Genomic DNA, 16,167 nt, shown 5'->3' with positions numbered 1-16,167 from the left:
ATGAGTAGAGTTCTCCGCCAGGCCGGTACCGCTTCCTGTTTCGCCCTCTTCGCCAGCAGCCTGCCCTTCACTGCCTCGGCGCTGGAATTCGACGGCTATGGCCGGGTCGGTGTCGGGGGCGCCGCCGCGGGCGGCAAGCAGAGTTGCTTCCAGCTGCCCGGGGCGCCGGCCAAGTACCGGCTGGGTAACGAATGCGAGACCTACTGGGAACTCGAGCTGCACCAGACGTTGTACAAGGGCGCCGATGGCACCGAACTCAAGGTGCACGGGATGGCCAGCCTCTATAACGTCTACGACCAGACGCCGACCTTCAGCGGCGACAACGGCAGCGTCCGCCTGCCGCAGATCTGGACCAGCCTCAAGCTGCCCGCGCTCAACGGCGGCGGCCTCTGGGCCGGCCGGCGCTACTACAAGCGCCACGACATCCATATCAACGACTTCTATTACTGGAATCCGAGCGGCACCGGTGCCGGCATCGAGGACTACGGCCTGGGCGACAGCGGCCTGCGCCTGAGCTACGCCTTCAGCCGCGAGGACAACATCGACCAGCCGGACAAGGCTAACCGCCATGATCTTAACCTGGGCGGCATCAAGACCAATCCCGGTGGCGAGATCGAACTGGGCCTGTCCTACATCCAGCGGGCCGGCCAGGTACAGGGAGCCCATAGCGGCTGGTCGGCCACCGCCGAGCACAAGCAGAGCGCCTTCTTCGGTGGGGTCAATGTCTTCACCGTGCAATACGGCCGTGGGCCGGGTACCGGACTGGGCGCCACCGGCAGCCCGACCGCCGACCAGGACTACGAAAGCCTGCGCGTCCTCGAGTCACCCCGCTGGCAGATCACCCCGCGCTTCGGTGGCCAGCTGCTGGCGCTGTACCAGCGCGACCGGGCGCCGGGCGACGCCGGCCAGACCTGGTATTCCTTCGGCGTCCGCCCCAGCTATGCCTTCACCCGGCTGTTCAAGCTGCAGGTGGAGTTCGGCCACGACCAGATCCATCCGGACAGCGGTGCCACCCGCACGCTGAACAAGGTGACGGTGGCCCCGACCCTGGCGCTGGGCGGCATGGGCCTGATGGACCGGCCGGAAATCCGTCTCTACTGGACCTACGCCAGTTGGAACCAGGGGGCCCAGGACGCTGCTGCAGCCGGCACCGCCCTGTCCGATACCGGCGCCTTCGGCGACGCCCGGCACGGCAACAACTTCGGCGTCCAGCTGGAAACTTGGTGGTAGACCACTCGCACAAGCGAGACCGCCCGTCATAACTTGTCGAACTTTGCTTATGCCGCCCGGTCGGTTTCCTGACCACAGGAAGACCGACCCGGGAGCTCCCCATGAATCCTCTCGCCCGCGAACTGCCCGCAGCGAGCGTTACCGCCGCAACCCCGTTGGAACGCTATCGTCAGGTACGCCGGGCCAGCGAAGCCCTCTGTGCCCCGCTTACCGTCGAGGATTACGTCATCCAGAGCATGCCCGACGTCAGTCCGCCGAAATGGCACCTGGCGCATGTCACCTGGTTCTTCGAGGCCTTCATCCTCAAACCCTTCCTCAAGGGTTACCAGACGCCCAATCCCGCCTACGACTACCTGTTCAACTCCTACTACGAAACCCACGGCAAGCCCTTTCCGCGGACCGCCAGGGGTCACCTGTCGCGCCCGGGGGTGGAGGACGTCTATCGCTTCCGCGCGGCGGTCGATGCGGCCATGGCCGAACTCCTCGGCGCCCTGCCCGCGGAACATGCCGCCGAGATCGAGCGGCGGCTGGAGCTGGGGCTGCACCACGAACAGCAGCACCAGGAACTGCTGCTGATGGACATCAAGCACATCCTGGCGCAGAACCCGCTGCATCCGGTCTATCGCGCCGACCTGGCCAAGGCCAGCGCGAGCCCGGTAGCGCCGCTGGGCTGGGAAAGCCACCCCGGCGGCGTACGCCATGTCGGCCACGCGGGCGAGGGCTTCGCCTTCGATTGTGAGACGCCGGTCCATCGCCAGTTCGTCGATGACTTCCAGCTGGCCGACCGCCTCGTCACCAACGCCGAGTACCTGGCCTTCATCGAGGACCGCGGCTACGGCCGCAGCGAGCTCTGGCTCTCCGACGGCGCCGCCGCGATCCGCACCCTGGGCTGGCAGGCGCCGCTGTACTGGGAGAAGCTCGACGGGGTCTGGCATCACTTCACCCTGGGTGGCCTGACCCCTCTCGACCTGGACGCACCGGTCTGCCACCTGAGCTTCTACGAGGCCGACGCCTATGCCAGCTGGGCCGGTGCCCGCCTGCCCACCGAAGCGGAATGGGAAACCGTGGCAGCGCGCCAACCGATCGCCGGCAACTTCGTCGAGCAGGACCGGCTGCAACCGGTGGCGGCGGCTGGCAGCGGCATGCGCCAGCTGTTCGGCGACGTCTGGGAATGGACCGGCAGTGCCTTCCGCCCCTACCCCGGGTTCAAGCCTCTCCCGGGCAGCCTGGGCGAGTACAACGGCAAGTTCATGTCCGGCCAGATGGTGCTGCGCGGTGGCTGTTGCGCCACACCCCAGGACCATGTGCGCGCCTCCTATCGCAACTTCTTCTATCCCACCATGCGCTGGCAGTTCTCCGGCCTGCGCCTGGCCCGAGAGGTATGACCCATGGCCCTCGCCGTACGCTTCTTCGATCAGCAAACGGCGAAGGTCGCCGACAGCTCACTGCGCAGCGATGTACTCCAGGGCTTCGGCCAGACACCCAAGGCGCTGTCGCCCAAGTACTTCTACGATCAGCGCGGTTCCGAGCTGTTCGAAGCCATCACCCAGCAACCGGAGTACTACCCCACCCGCACCGAGGAAGCCATCCTGGCCAAGGCCGCCGGCGAGATCGCCCAGTTGGCCGGGCGGGACGCGGCGCTGGTCGAATTGGGCAGCGGCGCCAGCCGCAAGGTACGCCTGCTGCTGGAAGCCATGCGACCCGCAGGCTACCTGGGCATCGACATTTCCCGGGATTTCCTGCTCAGCAGCACCCAGCGGCTGGCGGCGGATTATCCCTGGCTGGATGTCAGCGCCGCCTGTGCCGACTTCAGCCGTCCCATGGCCCTGCCCGCCAGCCTGGAAGGTTTGCGCCCCATCGCCTTCTTCCCCGGCTCGAGCATCGGCAACTTCACCCCGGAAGAGGCCGGCGTCTTCCTACGCAACCTGCAGCGGATGTTGCCGGCTACCGGCGGCCTGCTGATCGGGGTGGACCTCATCAAGGACCAGGCTCGGCTGGACGCCGCCTACAACGATGCCGCCGGGGTGACCGCCGACTTCAACCTGAATCTGCTGCACCGCATCCGCCGCGAGCTGGACACCGACCTGGATCCCAGCCGTTTTCGCCATCTGGCGTTCTTCAATGCCCAGAACGCGCGGATCGAGATGCACCTGGTCAGTACCCGCGACCAGACCGTACGTCTGGAAGGCCAGCGCTTCACCTTCCGCGAAGGCGAGCGGCTGCACACGGAAAACTCCTACAAATACAGTCTGGAAAGCTTTCGTGCGCTGGCCGAGGATGCCGGATTTAGACAGGTCCGGGTGTGGACCGATCCGGCCAGACTGTTCGCGGTCTTCTACTTCGCCGCCTGAGGCTCGGGCTCCGCGGCGGTTGTGAGGCGCACGACAAGGGAACTCTCGACCCGATCACGCTCTAAGTAGCAATCTGCTACTACAGCGTATCGAGACGTTGCCATGGAGCCTGCGCCATTCACTGCAGCCAAAGAACGCCAGCGTCTCGCGCTGCTGCGCGACCTCGCCTTGATCGACCGGCCGGCCGACCGGGCCTTCTGTGATATCACCGAGCTCTGTGCCCGGCTGTTCGACATGCCCTTCGCGATGATCTGCTTCCTCGATGGGCAGCAGGTGCATTGCCAGGCCACGGTCGGTTGCGAGCCCTTCAGCGTGCCGCGCGAAGAGTCCTTCTGCCAGTACCTACAGGGGAGCAATGAAATTCTGCAGGTGGAAGACGCTCGCGACGATGCACGCTTCGCCGCCCTGGCGGCGGTCAAGGGCGCGCCAAAGGTCCGCTACTACCTCGGCGCGCCGCTGTGCACCGCCGAGGGCATGATACTGGGCAGCCTGTGCATGTTCGACGTGGCCCCGCGCGCGGCCCTGCCCGAGGAGTGCCTGCTGGTGCTCCAGCAGTTGGCCAACTTGGTTGGCCAACACATCGAACGGTTGCGCACGGAAGCCTTCTGGGACCCGGTCACCCAACTGCCCAACGGCCAGCGTTTCAGCGAGGATGCCGAGGCGCTGACCCGCGAAGGCCGCCGTGTCGTCGCCGTGGCCGCCGACCTGTTCGCCCAGAGCTATCTCAACGACTTCGTCAAGGCCATGGGCCAGGCGCACTTCGACGGTTTGCAGCGCGCCATCAAGCAGCACCTGCGCCGCCTGCTACCAGCCGACCAGCCGCTGTACCGCCTGGGCGCCGCCCGCTTCGGCTTCCTGCTCCAGGACACCGACGAGACCGCGCAGCAGGCCTTGCTCGATGCCCTGCAACAGGAGCTGACCGGTGTACTCGACTACAACGGCATCCCCATCCAGACCCGGCTCGGCCTGGGGGTCATGTCGCTGACCGACGATCATCCGACCGATTGGCTGCGCGCCCTGATCGCCACCGCCGACGATGCCCGCGCCGAGATGCGTGGCTGCCGCCACTTCGATCCGCAGCACGATGCCGCCTACCGCCGCGCCTTCGCCCTGCTCAGCGCCCTGCCCCAGGCCCTGCGCGCCGACGACCAGCTGAGCCTGGTCTACCAGCCGCGCATCGACCTCGCCACCGGCCGCTGCCATAGCGTCGAAGCACTGCTGCGCTGGCAGCATCCGCACCTGGGACCTATCAGTCCGGCGGAATTCATTCCCCTGGCGGAAAAGACCGCGCTGATCACCGCCCTGAGTCGCTGGGTGATGCGCAACGCCATTCGCCAGGCCTACCACTGGCAGCGCGAAGGTCGCGGGTTGGGGGTGGCCATCAACATTTCCGCCCACGACCTCAACGATCCGGACTTCACCGACCACACCACCGACCTGCTGCGGCGTTATCCGGTCAATCCCCGGCGCCTGGAGCTGGAGGTCACCGAAAACGCCCTGCTGGGCGATGCGACCCTCATCCATCGCCAGCTGGCCGCCTTGCGCGAGCTGGGAATAGGCATCGCCATCGACGATTTCGGTACGGGTTACAACAACCTCTCGCACCTGCGCGAATTGCCGGCCGACACCATCAAGATCGACCGCAGCTTCGTGCGCGACCTCACCCACCGCACCAAGGACCGGCTGATCGTCAGTTCCCTGATCGAGCTGTCCCATCAACTAGGCTTTCGCATCACCGCCGAGGGCATCGAGACCGCCGAGGCCCTGGCCAGCCTGCTGGCCATGGGCTGTGATGAAGGTCAGGGCTTCTGGATCGGCAAGCCGATGGCCGAGCCGGAGCTGCAGGCCTGGCTGCTGGTCCAGCAGCCCGACCTGCAACGCCCGACCCGCCGGGCGACGGTCTTCCAGCTGTTCGACCACACCGCCAAGCACTGACGCTCAGCGGCGCAGCAGGCGCTGCGCCGCTCACGTCCGCCGCGAGCTTACTCCGAGGTACGCTTGCGCGGCGGGGCGAAGCCGTCGGCCGAGGTCGGTACCAGGGCACCCGGACGTCGCTCCGGCTTGGCTTTCGCCTTGGCCTTGCCGTCCTTCTTGCCCTCGGTCTTTTTCTTCTTGACGCCCGCAGCCTTGCCCGAAGCCTTGAGCTTCTTCGGACCGCTGTAGCTGGCCTTCAGGCCCGGCAGCTGACGGCGCTCGAACCTGAGCTTGAGATAGCGCTCGATGCTGGACATCAGATTCCAGTCGCCATGGGTGACGAAGGAGATCGCCAGGCCCGCCTCGCCTGCCCGGCCGGTACGGCCGATGCGGTGCACGTATTCGTCGCCACTGCGCGGCAGGTCGTAGTTGATGACCAGGTCCAGGCCTTCGACATCCAGGCCGCGGGCGGCCACGTCGGTGGCGATCAGCACCTTGACCGCGCCGCTCTGCAGCCGCTCCACGGCCAGCTTGCGGTCCTTGGTGTCCTTGTCGCCATGCAGCACGAAGACCTTGAGGCCCTCGGCGATCAGGCGCCCGGTGAGACGGTCGGCCTGCACCTTGGTGTTGGTGAAGACGATGGCCTTGCGGTAGGTCTCGTTGGCCAGCAGCCACTGCAGCAGCCGCTCCTTGTGGGGCGGCTCGTCGGCCAGGATCACCTGCTGCACCACCGCCTCGTTCAGCTCGCCGGTACGGTCGAGCAGCAGATTCTGGGGCTCGCGCAGGACCTGCTCGACCACCTGGCGCAGGGCGTTGCCGCCACCGGTGGCAGAGAACAGCAGGGTCTGGCGGCCTTCGCGCTCGCAGCTGGCGGCGATCTGCAGGACGTCCTCGGAAAAGCCCATGTCGAGCATGCGGTCGGCTTCGTCCAGCACCAGCAGCTCGATATCCTTCAGGTCGACGTTGCCAGCGTTACGCTGCTCCAGCAGCCGCCCCGGAGTGGCCACCAGGATCTCGGGATTCTTGCGCAGGCCGGCGGCCTGGACGCGGAAGTCCTCGCCGCCGATCACCAGGCCGGCCTTGAGGAAGGTAAACTGGCCGAAGCGTTCGATTTCCTTGGCGGTCTGCTGGGCCAGCTCGCGGGTCGGCAGCAGGATCAGGGCCCGGGCGCCGGACTTGGGCTTGGGGTCCTTGAGCAGGCGATCCAGCAGCGGCAGCAGGAAGGCCGCCGTCTTGCCGCTGCCGGTACGGGCGGTGACGCGCAGGTCATGGCCTGCCAGGGCCGGGCCCACGGCAGCGGCCTGGACCGGGGTGGGCGTCTTGAAGCCCAGGGTGTCGAGGGCCTTGAGCAGGCGCTCGTGCAGAGCGAGTTCGGTAAACACGGATAGACCTCGGAGAAAAAGGCGGCCGCCGCGGGCGACCACGGGTGATCAGGGAAGCAGACGGCTACGGAACAGCGCCTGGTGCTCGCGGCACTGGGCGGCGGCGAGCAGGAAGACGCCATGGCCGCCACGTTCGAAGTCGAGCCAGGTGAAATCGACTTCCGGATAGAGCGCCTCGACGTGAACCTGGCTGTTGCCCACCTCCACGATCAGCAGGCCCTGTTCGGTCAGATGATCGGCGGCCTCGGCCAGCATGCGCCGCACCAGATCCAGGCCATCGTCGCCACAGGCCAGACCCAGCGCGGGTTCGTGCTGGTACTCGGCGGGCATGTCGGCGAAGTCTTCGGCGTCCACATAGGGCGGATTGCTGACGATCAGATCGAAGCGCTGCCCCGGCAGGCCGGCGAAGCCGTCGCCCTGCACGGTATAGACGCGATCCTCCAGGCCATGCCGCTCGATGTTCTGCCAGGCCACTTCCAGGGCATCGTAGGAGAGATCGCCCAGGGCCACCTCGGCCTCGGGGAAGGCATAGGCGCAGGCGATGCCGATGCAGCCGGAACCGGTGCAGAGATCGAGGATGCGCGCCGGGGTAGCCGGCAGCCAGGGTTCGAAACGCCCATCGATCAGTTCGCCGATGGGCGAACGGGGCACCAGCACCCGCTCGTCGACGGCGAAGGGTAGTCCGCAGAACCAGGCCTCGCCGAGCAGATAGGCGGTGGGCACGCGTTCCTGGATGCGCCTGTGCAGCAGCACGCCGAGTTCATAGCGCTCGTCGTCTTCCAGGGCGCAATCCAGGTAGCGGTCGGCGGTGTCCCAGGGCAGGTGCACCGCGCCCAGCACCAGGGCGCGGGCCTCGTCCCAGGCGTTGTCGTGGCCATGGCCGAAGAACAGCTCTTCGGCGTGGAAGCGGCTGACGGCCCAGCGGATGTGGTCGCGCAGGGTGCGCAGGCGGGATTCGCTCATGGAAGGCTCCGGATGTTCAGCCGCGCATTCTAACCCGCGCCCGGTCCGGCTGCAGGAACTTAACGTCGGAGGCCTTCTTCCTAACCCTAGAAGCCAAGTGAGGAGAACGTCATGAGCAAGACCGTAGCCGACCATCTCTGGGAGCGTCTCGGCCAGTGGAACGTCGAACGCGTCTTCGGTTATCCGGGCGATGGCATCAACGGCATCATGGGCGCCCTGGGACGGGTGGCCGACCAATTCGACTATGTGCGGGTGCGCCATGAGGAGATGGCCGCCTTCATGGCCTGTGCCCATGCCAAGTTCACCGGCGAGGTGGGCGTCTGCCTGGCCACCTCCGGACCCGGCGCCATCCACCTGCTCAATGGCCTGTACGACGCCAAGATGGACCACATGCCGGTGGTGGCCCTGGTCGGCCAGCAGGCGGCCTCGTCGCTCGGCAGCGACTACCAGCAGGAAGTCGACCTGCACACCCTGTTCAAGGACGTCTCCGCCTATGTGGAGACGGTGGTGCACCCGGCGCAATTGCGCCATGTCCTCGACCGCGCCTTCCGCGTGGCCATCGCCGAACGCCAGGTGGCCACGGTGATCATCCCCAACGACATCCAGCAACTGCCGGCAGTGGAAAGTCCGCCGCACCAGCACGCCAACGTCCTCTCCGGGGCGGGCGCCATCCCGCCGCGGCCCTATGCCCAGGAGGATGACCTGCAGGCCGCCGCCGACATACTCAACGCTGGCAAGAAGGTCGCCCTGCTGGTGGGTGCCGGTGCCCTGCAGGCGCGCAGCGAGGTGATGGCAGTGGCCGAGAAGCTCAGCGCCGGGGTGGCCAAGGCGCTGCTGGGCAAGGGCGTGCTTTCGGACGAGCTACCCTATGTCACCGGCTCCATCGGCCTGCTCGGCACCGAGGCCAGCGATCTGCTGATGAAGGAATGCGACACCCTGTTGATCGTCGGCTCGACCTTTCCCTACACCGAATTCCTGCCCAAGGAGGGCCAGGCGCGGGCGGTGCAGATCGACCTGCACGCGCGCAACATCAGCATGAGGTATCCCATCGAGCAGCCGCTGCTGGGCGATGCCGCCGAGACCCTGAGGCGCCTGCTGCCGCTGCTGCAGAGCAAGCCCCACGACAAATGGCGCGCGCGCATCGAGAAGAGCGTGGCCGACTCCTGGCACTCCATCGAGCAGCGCGCCATGGCACCCGCTGACCCGATCAATCCGCAGCGGGTGTTCCATGAGCTGTCCCAGCAACTGCCGCGTGATGCCATCCTCTGTGGCGACAGCGGCTCCCACACCAACTGGTATGCCCGCGACATCCGTATGAGCGGCCAGATGCTGGGTTCGCTGTCGGGCAAGCTGGCGACCATGGGGTGTGGCATTCCCTATGCCATCGCCGCCAAGTTTGCCCACCCGGACCGCCCGGTGATTGCCCTGGTGGGTGACGGCGCCATGCAGATGAACGGCAATGCCGAACTGGTCACCCTGCAGCAGTACTGGAAGAGATTCAGCAATCCGACCTTCATCGTCATGGTGCTCAACAACGGCGATCTCAACCAGGTGACCTGGGAGCAGCGGGCCCTGGCCGGCGACCCCAAGTTCGCCCCGGCCCAGGACGTGCTCGACTTCCCCTACGCCCGCTATGGCGAACTGCTCGGCTTCAAGGGCCTGCGCATCCATCGCCCGGACGAGGTGGCCGATGCCTGGCAGCAGGCCTTCGAAGCGGATCGGCCGGTGGTGCTGGAATTTGTCACCGACCCCAGCGTGCCGCCCCTACCGCCGCACATCAGCTTCGAACAGGCACGCGCCTTCCTCGGCGCCATCGCCAGTGGCGATGCGAACCGCTGGGACATGCTCAAGCAGGGGGCGCGGCAGCTGCTGCGCTAGCCCGCACCTTCAGGCTCGCCAAGGACTGTCGAGGCGTATAACCTCGGCGGCCTCACGAAAAGCCTGGGGTATGAGCATGCAGTTGCCCGAGCAAGACCGTTTCGATCCGCCCCCGCTGCGCCTGCGGCGGCCCTTTCTGACTTCTCTCAGCGCCGGCCTCGGCCTGCTGTCCCTGCTGGCCGGCCTGGCCGCGTTGCTGGCGGGCGGTGCCGCTCTCTTGCAGCTGCCGCAGTTGGCGCCCTATCTGACCATGACCCGTGGGACAGCCCAGGGCTTCCTGGGCGGCGGCGCGCTACTGTTGCTCGTCGGGCTCTGGTTGCGCAGCCGCAGCCGGCGGCGCTCGCGCTATCGCAATGCCCTGAGCCTTTCCCCCGCACTCAAGCGGCGGCGCTAGCTAGCGCTGCCGCAGGCGCGCCAGGCCACCGCCCAGCAGGCCGGTGAGGCAACCCAGCACCAGGCCGCCGACATGGGCGCCATTAGCGATGGAACCGAAGCCGAGCAGGTCGAAGACGCCGGTCAGGCAGATCACCAGCCAGATCAGCATCATGGCCACGACGCCGCGCGGCATGCGATAGGCCGGATTGGGCGCCAGCCACTGGAACAGCCAGCAATGGCCGAGCAGGCCATAGAGCACCCCGGACAGGCCGCCGAACAGGGCCGGGCCGGTCCAGGCGTACTGCAGCAAGTTGGAGCCGGCGGCGAAGACCAGGGTCAGCAGCAGCAGCATCAGGCCGCCCTGGCGGAATTCGATGCGCCGACCCAGCTCCCAGTACCAAAGGGCGTTCATCGCCAGGTGCAGCAGACCGAAGTGCAGGAAGATCGGCGTGACCAGCCGCCACCATTCGCCGCGGGCCAGGCTGGCGTCGAGATCGAGAAAGGCGATGTGCTCGGCGTCGATCAGGCGGAATTCCTGCAGCGTCAGGTAGTGGATCAGCGCCAGGTTATCGCCCAGTTCGGTGGCCAGGCCCAGCAGCAGGGTGATGGCGAGAAAGACGGCGCTGACCGGACTGGCCTTGAGTTGCGCCAACAGGCCGAAGCCGCGGGGTCCGCGGGCGGCCTGGACCTCGCCACGCGGATCGCCATCGGGATAGCGCTCATAGAGGCTGCGGGTCTCATCGACCCGCGCCGGGTCCAGTACCCAGAGCACCTGGCTATCGCCCTCTTCCACCACCCGGTGGCGGATCTGCAGCCGGCGCAGCAGGCGGGTGAAGGCCAGCAGGTCACGCCCGAGGGGCACGCGCAGCACGGGTTGCGGCTGGTTCATCGGCCCTCCTCGCGCTGCACGTCGATCCAGACGAACTTCGCCGGATCGATCTCGCGCTCGGCGTCCAACCGATAGGCCACCAGCTTGCCGTACTTGACCGCGCTGTAGTCCAGGCAGGCCAGGTTGGGCCGCAGCGGCTCGGGATGGCCGTCGCGCCAGTAATGGCCGACGAACAGCAGCGGCTCGTCCTCGCCGTAGCAGAGCAGCCCGGCCTTCTCCTCGTCGCTCAGGCGCTCGCAGGCGATCTCGGCCGGCAGGGCATCGGGCTGGAAGACCACGTCGCCATAGGTCTGGGGATCGCTCTCCCAGAACTTGGTGCGAAACCGCGCCCGGACATAGCCATCGCTGCCGGTCAGGCGCAGTCCATGGGGCAAGGGCAGCGAGACGCCGTTGAGCAGGCGCGAGGCGACCCGGCTGGCCAGGCTGCCGCCGATGATGGACTGGCGGACGAAATCCTCGTCGATGCAGGCGTCGGGGTAATGGTGCAGGAATTCCTCGATCAGCCCCTGATCCCAGCAGGCATGGACGATGCGGAAATGGCCGAAGTCCTTGCACAGCGGCAGGGTGTAGAGCCAGCGCAGATGGTCCTGCCATTCCTGCGGGTGGTCGGCGAAGGCGCTCAGGGTTTCCTGGATCAGCTGGCGGTGCCGCGGCGTGTGTTCACGCACCCAGGTCTGGCCGCTGCCGGGCGCGGCCGGCGTGTGCCAGGCCAGGGCATTGAGTTCGTGGTTGCCGAGGATGCAGTGGGCGTGGCCCGCCTCGACCATGGCCCGCACCCGGCGCAGGGCGCCGCGGATGCGCGGTCCGCGATCGACCAGGTCGCCGAGGAAGATCGCCTGGCGCTCGGCGTGCTGCCAGACGCCGTCCACCAGACGGTAGTCGAGCCGCTCCAGCAGCAGGTCCAGGGTATGGGCGCAGCCGTGGAGATCGCCGATGAGATCGTAGCCCCGGGGCATCAATCGTCTCCCAGCCGGCTGCCCCAGCCGAGCTTGGTCCGGCAGATCTCGTAGTAGTTGTGATCCAGCGGATGGATCAGCCTGAGCTTGTGGGGCTTCTTCTGAATGGTCACGGTATCGCCGGGTGCGCAGGTGAAGTGATTCTGGCCATCACATGAGACCTGCGGATAGATCGTCATGTTCGGCGACACCAGGATCGACAGGGTGCTGTCGCCGGACACCACGATGGGCCGGCTGGACAGGGTGTGGGGGTACATGGGCACCACCACGATGGCATCCAGCTTGGGATGCATGATCGGGCCACCGGCCGACAGCGAATAGGCGGTGGAGCCGGTGGGCGTGGCGACGATCAGGCCGTCGGCGCGCTGGCTGCAGACGAACTGGCCATCGATGTACAGCTCGAATTCGATCATCCGCGTCGACTTGCCGGGATGCAGCACCACGTCGTTGAGCGCATCGCCCTGGCCGATCATCTCGCCGCCGCGCTCGACGAAGGCGTCGAGCAGGAAGCGCGTCTCCATCAGGTACTGGCCGTCGAGCACCTCGGCCACCTTGGTTTCCAGCTCGTCGGGGCGGATGTCGGTGAGAAAGCCCAGCTTGCCGCGGTTGATGCCCAGCACCGGCACCCGCGGCCGCACCAGGGCGCGGGCGGCGCCGAGCAGGCTGCCGTCGCCGCCGACCACGATCACCAGGTCGCAGATCTCGCCCATGAGCTTGCGCGACACCGTCTGCAGGCCATGCCCGGGCAACACCTCGGCGATGGTGTTTTCCAGGATCACATTGCGTCCGCGGCTCAGCAGAAAGGTCTTGAGTCGGCGGATGGTGTCCAGCACCTGGGTGCTGCCGAGTCGACCGATGATGCCGATGTTACGAAAGGAGTCCATGACGCGCCGGCGGCCCCGTTGGCTGGAATGGGCGGAAAGTATGGGCGAAAGCCCGTGGCAGCGGCAAACCGCCTCCATCCGACCACGGGTCGCCGCGAGTGATCCGCGGGGCGCGCTTGGCCTATGCTGGCACCATGACGCCCTTCGCCGAGCTGCACGCCCTGCCCCGTCGCCTGAGCCAGCCCCAGGTGCGGGATCTCGCCTGGACCCTGGTCGCCCCGCCCCTGCTGGTCGCCGCCGATACCCGTCATCCACTGGCCGCCAGCGACTGGGCGAGCCAGCCCGGAAGGCTCGCCGACTGGCTGCGGCAACAGGACGCGGCTCCTGCGGAGCTGGCTGCCTGGCTGGCCCAGGGCAGCGATCGCCGGCTGGGCCGGCAATACGAAAGACTCTGGCAATTCGCCCTGGAGCAGGCACCTGGCGTGCGGCTGCGGGCCGCCAACCTGCCGCTGCGCGAGGGCGAGCGTACCCTGGGCGAGCTGGACCTGCTGGTGGAAGATGCCGAAGGCGTCCATCACCTGGAGCTGGCAGTGAAGTTCTACCTGGGCGAGGGCTCGCCCGGGGCGCCCCGCTGGTTGGGCCCAGGGGGTGAGGACCAACTGGCACTCAAGCTGGCTCATCTGCGCGAGCGCCAATTACCGCTGTCGGCCACGGCCCTGGCCCGGAGCCATCTGGCGGCGCTCGACATAGCGCCACCTCGGGCCGCGCTTTGGGTGGGCGGCTATCTGTTCCAGCCGGTCGCCGCCCCCCTGCCCTGGCCGGAGGACGCCCTGGCGCCGCGCCAACCCCAGTGGTGGTGCGAGCGGCCGCAACTGCCGTCCGGCCAGTGGGAGGTGTTGCCCAAGGGCCACTGGCTGGCCCCGGCGGTGGCGAGCACCCCTTGCCTGCCGCTACCCCGCGAGGCACCGGTCTGGCCGCAGCTGCTGGTGCAGCGTAACGGACAAGGGGATGAAAGCGCCCGGCTGTTTCTGGTGCCCGCCGGCTGGCCCGCTCAGCCGCCGGCCAGCGCCGCCAGCTGAGTCGCCAGGACCCGGCGACCCTGGAGGCCGCCGCTATGGATCAACACCAGGCGGCTGCCTGGCGCCACGGCGCCCCGCGCGATCTCCTCCTGCAGGGCCAGCCACAGCTTGCCCGTATAGAGGGGATCGAGGGCAATGCCGGTCTCGCGCTCGAAGTCCGCCATGGCCCGCGCCAATTGCGCATCGACACGGCCGAAGCCGCCGCGCGCCGCGTCCGCCAGGCGCCAGTTTGGGTGGGAGTCATCGGCTAGCAGGGCCTGCAGCGTAGCCTCGACGCCGTGACCCGGCGGCACCGCCAGACCGCCCACCACCTGCCAGCCCGGCGCGGCAGCGCGGATCACCCCGGCCAGGGTGGTGCCGGTACCGGCGGCGAGCCACAGCTGCTGGCAGTCTGGCCAGTCCAGGCGGGCGAGGCCTTGGCGCAGCTCCGCGACGATTCCGGCGCAGGCCTGGGCCGCCCGCTCATCGCAGCCGCCTTCGGGAATGGGCAACAAATCGGGATAGCGCACCTGCCAGGGCTCCCAGAAATCCGCGTCATGGCGCCGGCGATAACCGCCGTAGCCCAGCCAGTGCAGGGTCATGCCGCAGGCCTGCAGGTCCTCCACCGTGGGCGTCGTAGAGGGCTCGCCGCGCAGCAGGCCGACCGTGGCGAAGCCCGCCTCCTGTCCGGCGGCCGCCAGGGCATGCAGGTGGTTGGAATGAGCCCCGCCGAGGCTGATCAGGCCCCGGCCTTCGCCGCGATCCAGGCGTTCACGCCAGGGCAGCAACTTGTAGCCCTTGTTGCCATTCTGGCCGGGTGGGCGTTGGTCCAGGCGCAGCACCGCCAGGCGCAGGTCGCGGTCCGCCAGCAGAGGCAGCTGCACCTCCTGGAGCGCGGCGGGTGGGAAGACCGTCATGGGACCCGAGGATGCGCGATCAGAGATTGGCAACGTCACCATCGCTGTCGTCGCCACGGTGCTCGGCGCAGCGGGTCGAGCGCAGCGGATCGAACTGGGCGGGATGTTCCACCCGCACCACCGGCCGACCGCAACGCTCGCCGTCCACCTCGGCCTGGCAGACCGGCTGCTGGTGATGCTCCAGCCAGCGCTGGTACTGCTCGCGGCTGACCTTGCAGTGCTCGGCGACGAAGCCCAGGGGATCGGTGCTGAAGCGTGGCACGTCCTGGCGGCCGAGGATGAGGTGACCGGCACCCGGCTGGAAGGTGACGAAGAGGATGCCCTGCCGCGCCAGGCGCTCCAGCTGACCCTCGTTGCTGTCGCCGACCAGTTGGGCGCAACGCTCGCGCAACTGACGGATGTCCTCCTGGAGTTGGCCATCCAGCTCGTCGCGATACTTGAGCTCCACCTCGCGAATGGTCAGCTGGTTCTTCAGCTCGCCCACCGCAGCGGCCACCCGGGCCTCGCTCTCGGCCTCGGCCTGGATGCGCAGCGCCTCGATCTTGTAGAGGGCGTTGCGCTCCAGGGTGCGCATCTGTTCGTTGAGTTCTTCCCGCTGCTGGCGCGCCAGGTCGTTCTGTTGCTCGAGATGCTGCGCCAGGGCGGCGTAGCGCACCTCCAGTTCGGCCTTGGCGGTGCGCACTTCGTCCGCGTCGCGCTGCAGCCGCGCCAGGTCCTCCTGGTGCTGGCGGGTCAGGGTCAGCAGGCGGGTGCGCTGGCCGGCGATCAGCTTGTCCAGCGCCTCCTGATGCTCCTGGGCGAGGATGCGCCTCACCCGTTCCAGGCGGGCCTCGACGTCGATGCCGTCCGCGGCGCTGGGGTGGTATTCCCCGGCCAGCTCCACCTCGCCGGCGCGCGGGGCGACCAGGCCGAGGCAGTCGCGGATGGCCTGCCAGTCATCGTGCTCGGCATCGCTGCGCGGGTCCCACAGGTCGCCCTGGTGCCAGGACAGCGGGCAATGGCTGCGGCTCGCCAGGCGGATCGGTCCGGCGCCTAGGTCGGGCCCGACGTCGCCGCGCTCGGCCAGCTCGCCCAGCGGCAGGTTCCACTCCGGAAGAGGCCCGCCCTGGGTATCGAAGGCCAGCAGGAAGAACACCGCGGCCTTGACCCGCCGGTGCTCGTCCAGCAGCAGATAGACGAAGCGATGGCGACGCCCGGCGCAGTCGAGCAGCACCTGCTCGCCCTGCCAGAGCGCCTGGAAATCGGGATAGAGCAAGGCACGATTCACGCCCTGGTCGCCAAACCCCAGGACCACCGGGGTCAGTACCGCCTCTTCGTTCAACGTTTCTGCCATCTGTGCCGCGTGCTCTGTCGATCCCACATGAATACCGAGGCCAGCGCCGCGACCCCGCGACTGGCTCAGACGCCGGCGGGGCGAGGCGACCGGACGT

Annotated in this window: 14 protein-coding genes; 7 read left to right on the top strand and 7 right to left on the bottom strand. The window is 67.8% G+C overall.

What is annotated here, in order from left to right; genetic code table 11:
• From ACYJP6_RS19845 to ACYJP6_RS19830, 4 genes are all read left to right on the top strand, one after another.
• A complete protein-coding gene (locus tag ACYJP6_RS19845; protein ID WP_459477121.1) occupies positions 1-1,230 on the top strand; it encodes a carbohydrate porin in 1,230 nt (409 codons plus the stop codon).
• A gap of 101 nt (positions 1,231-1,331) precedes the next feature.
• Entirely contained in the window at positions 1,332-2,615 is a 1,284-nt protein-coding gene (egtB, locus tag ACYJP6_RS19840) for an ergothioneine biosynthesis protein EgtB (protein WP_459477119.1), read from the top strand.
• A gap of 3 nt (positions 2,616-2,618) precedes the next feature.
• Positions 2,619-3,581 (top strand): L-histidine N(alpha)-methyltransferase, encoded by a 963-nt coding sequence (egtD, locus tag ACYJP6_RS19835; protein ID WP_459477117.1) that lies wholly within the window; start codon positions 2,619-2,621, stop codon positions 3,579-3,581.
• Positions 3,582-3,683: 102 nt separating this feature from the next.
• Positions 3,684-5,516 (top strand): sensor domain-containing phosphodiesterase, encoded by a 1,833-nt coding sequence (locus tag ACYJP6_RS19830; RefSeq protein WP_459477114.1) that lies wholly within the window; start codon positions 3,684-3,686, stop codon positions 5,514-5,516.
• 47 nt (positions 5,517-5,563) lie between these two features.
• Here the strand turns inward: ACYJP6_RS19830 and ACYJP6_RS19825 are convergent, their stop codons facing one another.
• A complete protein-coding gene (locus ACYJP6_RS19825; RefSeq protein ID WP_459477112.1) occupies positions 5,564-6,877 on the bottom strand; it encodes a DEAD/DEAH box helicase in 1,314 nt (437 codons plus the stop codon).
• A gap of 48 nt (positions 6,878-6,925) precedes the next feature.
• Positions 6,926-7,840, bottom strand: a complete 915-nt coding sequence (gene prmB / locus ACYJP6_RS19820; RefSeq protein ID WP_459477110.1) for a 50S ribosomal protein L3 N(5)-glutamine methyltransferase — start codon at positions 7,838-7,840, stop codon at positions 6,926-6,928.
• Between the two features lie 111 nt (positions 7,841-7,951).
• Between prmB and ACYJP6_RS19815 the strand changes: the two genes are divergently transcribed.
• On the top strand, positions 7,952-9,718 hold the full coding sequence (locus ACYJP6_RS19815) for a thiamine pyrophosphate-requiring protein (protein ID WP_459477107.1): 1,767 nt from the start codon (positions 7,952-7,954) through the stop codon (positions 9,716-9,718).
• 70 nt (positions 9,719-9,788) lie between these two features.
• A complete protein-coding gene (locus ACYJP6_RS19810; protein ID WP_459477104.1) occupies positions 9,789-10,112 on the top strand; it encodes a hypothetical protein in 324 nt (107 codons plus the stop codon).
• Here ACYJP6_RS19810 and ACYJP6_RS19805 read toward each other — a convergent pair whose 3' ends face one another.
• The 3 genes from ACYJP6_RS19805 to ACYJP6_RS19795 are packed head-to-tail and all read right to left on the bottom strand — an operon-like array spanning position 10,113 to position 12,822.
• Positions 10,113-10,982, bottom strand: coding sequence for a rhomboid family intramembrane serine protease (locus tag ACYJP6_RS19805; protein WP_459477102.1), 870 nt, complete (start codon positions 10,980-10,982; stop codon positions 10,113-10,115).
• Positions 10,979-11,938: a metallophosphoesterase gene (locus tag ACYJP6_RS19800; RefSeq protein ID WP_459477099.1), complete on the bottom strand. Its 960-nt coding sequence runs from the start codon at positions 11,936-11,938 to the stop codon at positions 10,979-10,981. Before ACYJP6_RS19800 ends, ACYJP6_RS19805 begins: the two co-directional genes overlap by 4 nt.
• On the bottom strand, positions 11,938-12,822 hold the full coding sequence (locus ACYJP6_RS19795; RefSeq protein ID WP_145009025.1) for an NAD(+) kinase: 885 nt from the start codon (positions 12,820-12,822) through the stop codon (positions 11,938-11,940). The genes ACYJP6_RS19800 and ACYJP6_RS19795 overlap by 1 nt, the downstream gene beginning before the upstream one ends.
• A 134-nt stretch (positions 12,823-12,956) precedes the next feature.
• On the opposite strand from ACYJP6_RS19795, the gene ACYJP6_RS19790 reads away from it, so the two are divergent.
• On the top strand, positions 12,957-13,841 hold the full coding sequence (locus ACYJP6_RS19790; RefSeq protein WP_459477096.1) for a DUF1853 family protein: 885 nt from the start codon (positions 12,957-12,959) through the stop codon (positions 13,839-13,841).
• Here ACYJP6_RS19790 and ACYJP6_RS19785 read toward each other — a convergent pair.
• Both ACYJP6_RS19785 and ACYJP6_RS19780 read right to left on the bottom strand, forming a co-directional pair.
• Positions 13,814-14,737: a 1-aminocyclopropane-1-carboxylate deaminase/D-cysteine desulfhydrase gene (locus tag ACYJP6_RS19785; protein ID WP_459477094.1), complete on the bottom strand. Its 924-nt coding sequence runs from the start codon at positions 14,735-14,737 to the stop codon at positions 13,814-13,816. The genes ACYJP6_RS19790 and ACYJP6_RS19785 overlap by 28 nt on opposite strands.
• Positions 14,738-14,756: 19 nt before the next feature.
• Positions 14,757-16,070, bottom strand: coding sequence for a chromosome partitioning protein ParA (locus tag ACYJP6_RS19780; protein WP_459477091.1), 1,314 nt, complete (start codon positions 16,068-16,070; stop codon positions 14,757-14,759).
• Positions 16,071-16,167 lie beyond the last annotated feature (97 nt).

It is taken from the genome of Pseudomonas sp. No.117 (genome assembly GCF_054558395.1).
This window is presented reverse-complemented; position numbering and strand designations above follow the sequence as displayed.

What these genes read in the sequence shown, in the direction of transcription:
- ACYJP6_RS19830 (WP_459477114.1), top strand. Translation starts at nt 3,684, where the DNA reads ATGGAGCCTGCGCCATTCACTGCAGCCAAAGAACGCCAGCGTCTCGCG.
- ACYJP6_RS19785 (WP_459477094.1), bottom strand. Translation starts at nt 14,737, where the DNA reads ATGACGGTCTTCCCACCCGCCGCGCTCCAGGAGGTGCAGCTGCCTCTG.
- ACYJP6_RS19795 (WP_145009025.1), bottom strand. Translation starts at nt 12,822, where the DNA reads ATGGACTCCTTTCGTAACATCGGCATCATCGGTCGACTCGGCAGCACC.
- egtD (WP_459477117.1), top strand. Translation starts at nt 2,619, where the DNA reads ATGGCCCTCGCCGTACGCTTCTTCGATCAGCAAACGGCGAAGGTCGCC.
- ACYJP6_RS19805 (WP_459477102.1), bottom strand. Translation starts at nt 10,982, where the DNA reads ATGAACCAGCCGCAACCCGTGCTGCGCGTGCCCCTCGGGCGTGACCTG.
- ACYJP6_RS19845 (WP_459477121.1), top strand. Translation starts at nt 1, where the DNA reads ATGAGTAGAGTTCTCCGCCAGGCCGGTACCGCTTCCTGTTTCGCCCTC.
- ACYJP6_RS19810 (WP_459477104.1), top strand. Translation starts at nt 9,789, where the DNA reads ATGAGCATGCAGTTGCCCGAGCAAGACCGTTTCGATCCGCCCCCGCTG.
- ACYJP6_RS19790 (WP_459477096.1), top strand. Translation starts at nt 12,957, where the DNA reads ATGACGCCCTTCGCCGAGCTGCACGCCCTGCCCCGTCGCCTGAGCCAG.
- ACYJP6_RS19815 (WP_459477107.1), top strand. Translation starts at nt 7,952, where the DNA reads ATGAGCAAGACCGTAGCCGACCATCTCTGGGAGCGTCTCGGCCAGTGG.
- prmB (WP_459477110.1), bottom strand. Translation starts at nt 7,840, where the DNA reads ATGAGCGAATCCCGCCTGCGCACCCTGCGCGACCACATCCGCTGGGCC.
- egtB (WP_459477119.1), top strand. Translation starts at nt 1,332, where the DNA reads ATGAATCCTCTCGCCCGCGAACTGCCCGCAGCGAGCGTTACCGCCGCA.
- ACYJP6_RS19780 (WP_459477091.1), bottom strand. Translation starts at nt 16,070, where the DNA reads ATGGCAGAAACGTTGAACGAAGAGGCGGTACTGACCCCGGTGGTCCTG.
- ACYJP6_RS19800 (WP_459477099.1), bottom strand. Translation starts at nt 11,938, where the DNA reads ATGCCCCGGGGCTACGATCTCATCGGCGATCTCCACGGCTGCGCCCAT.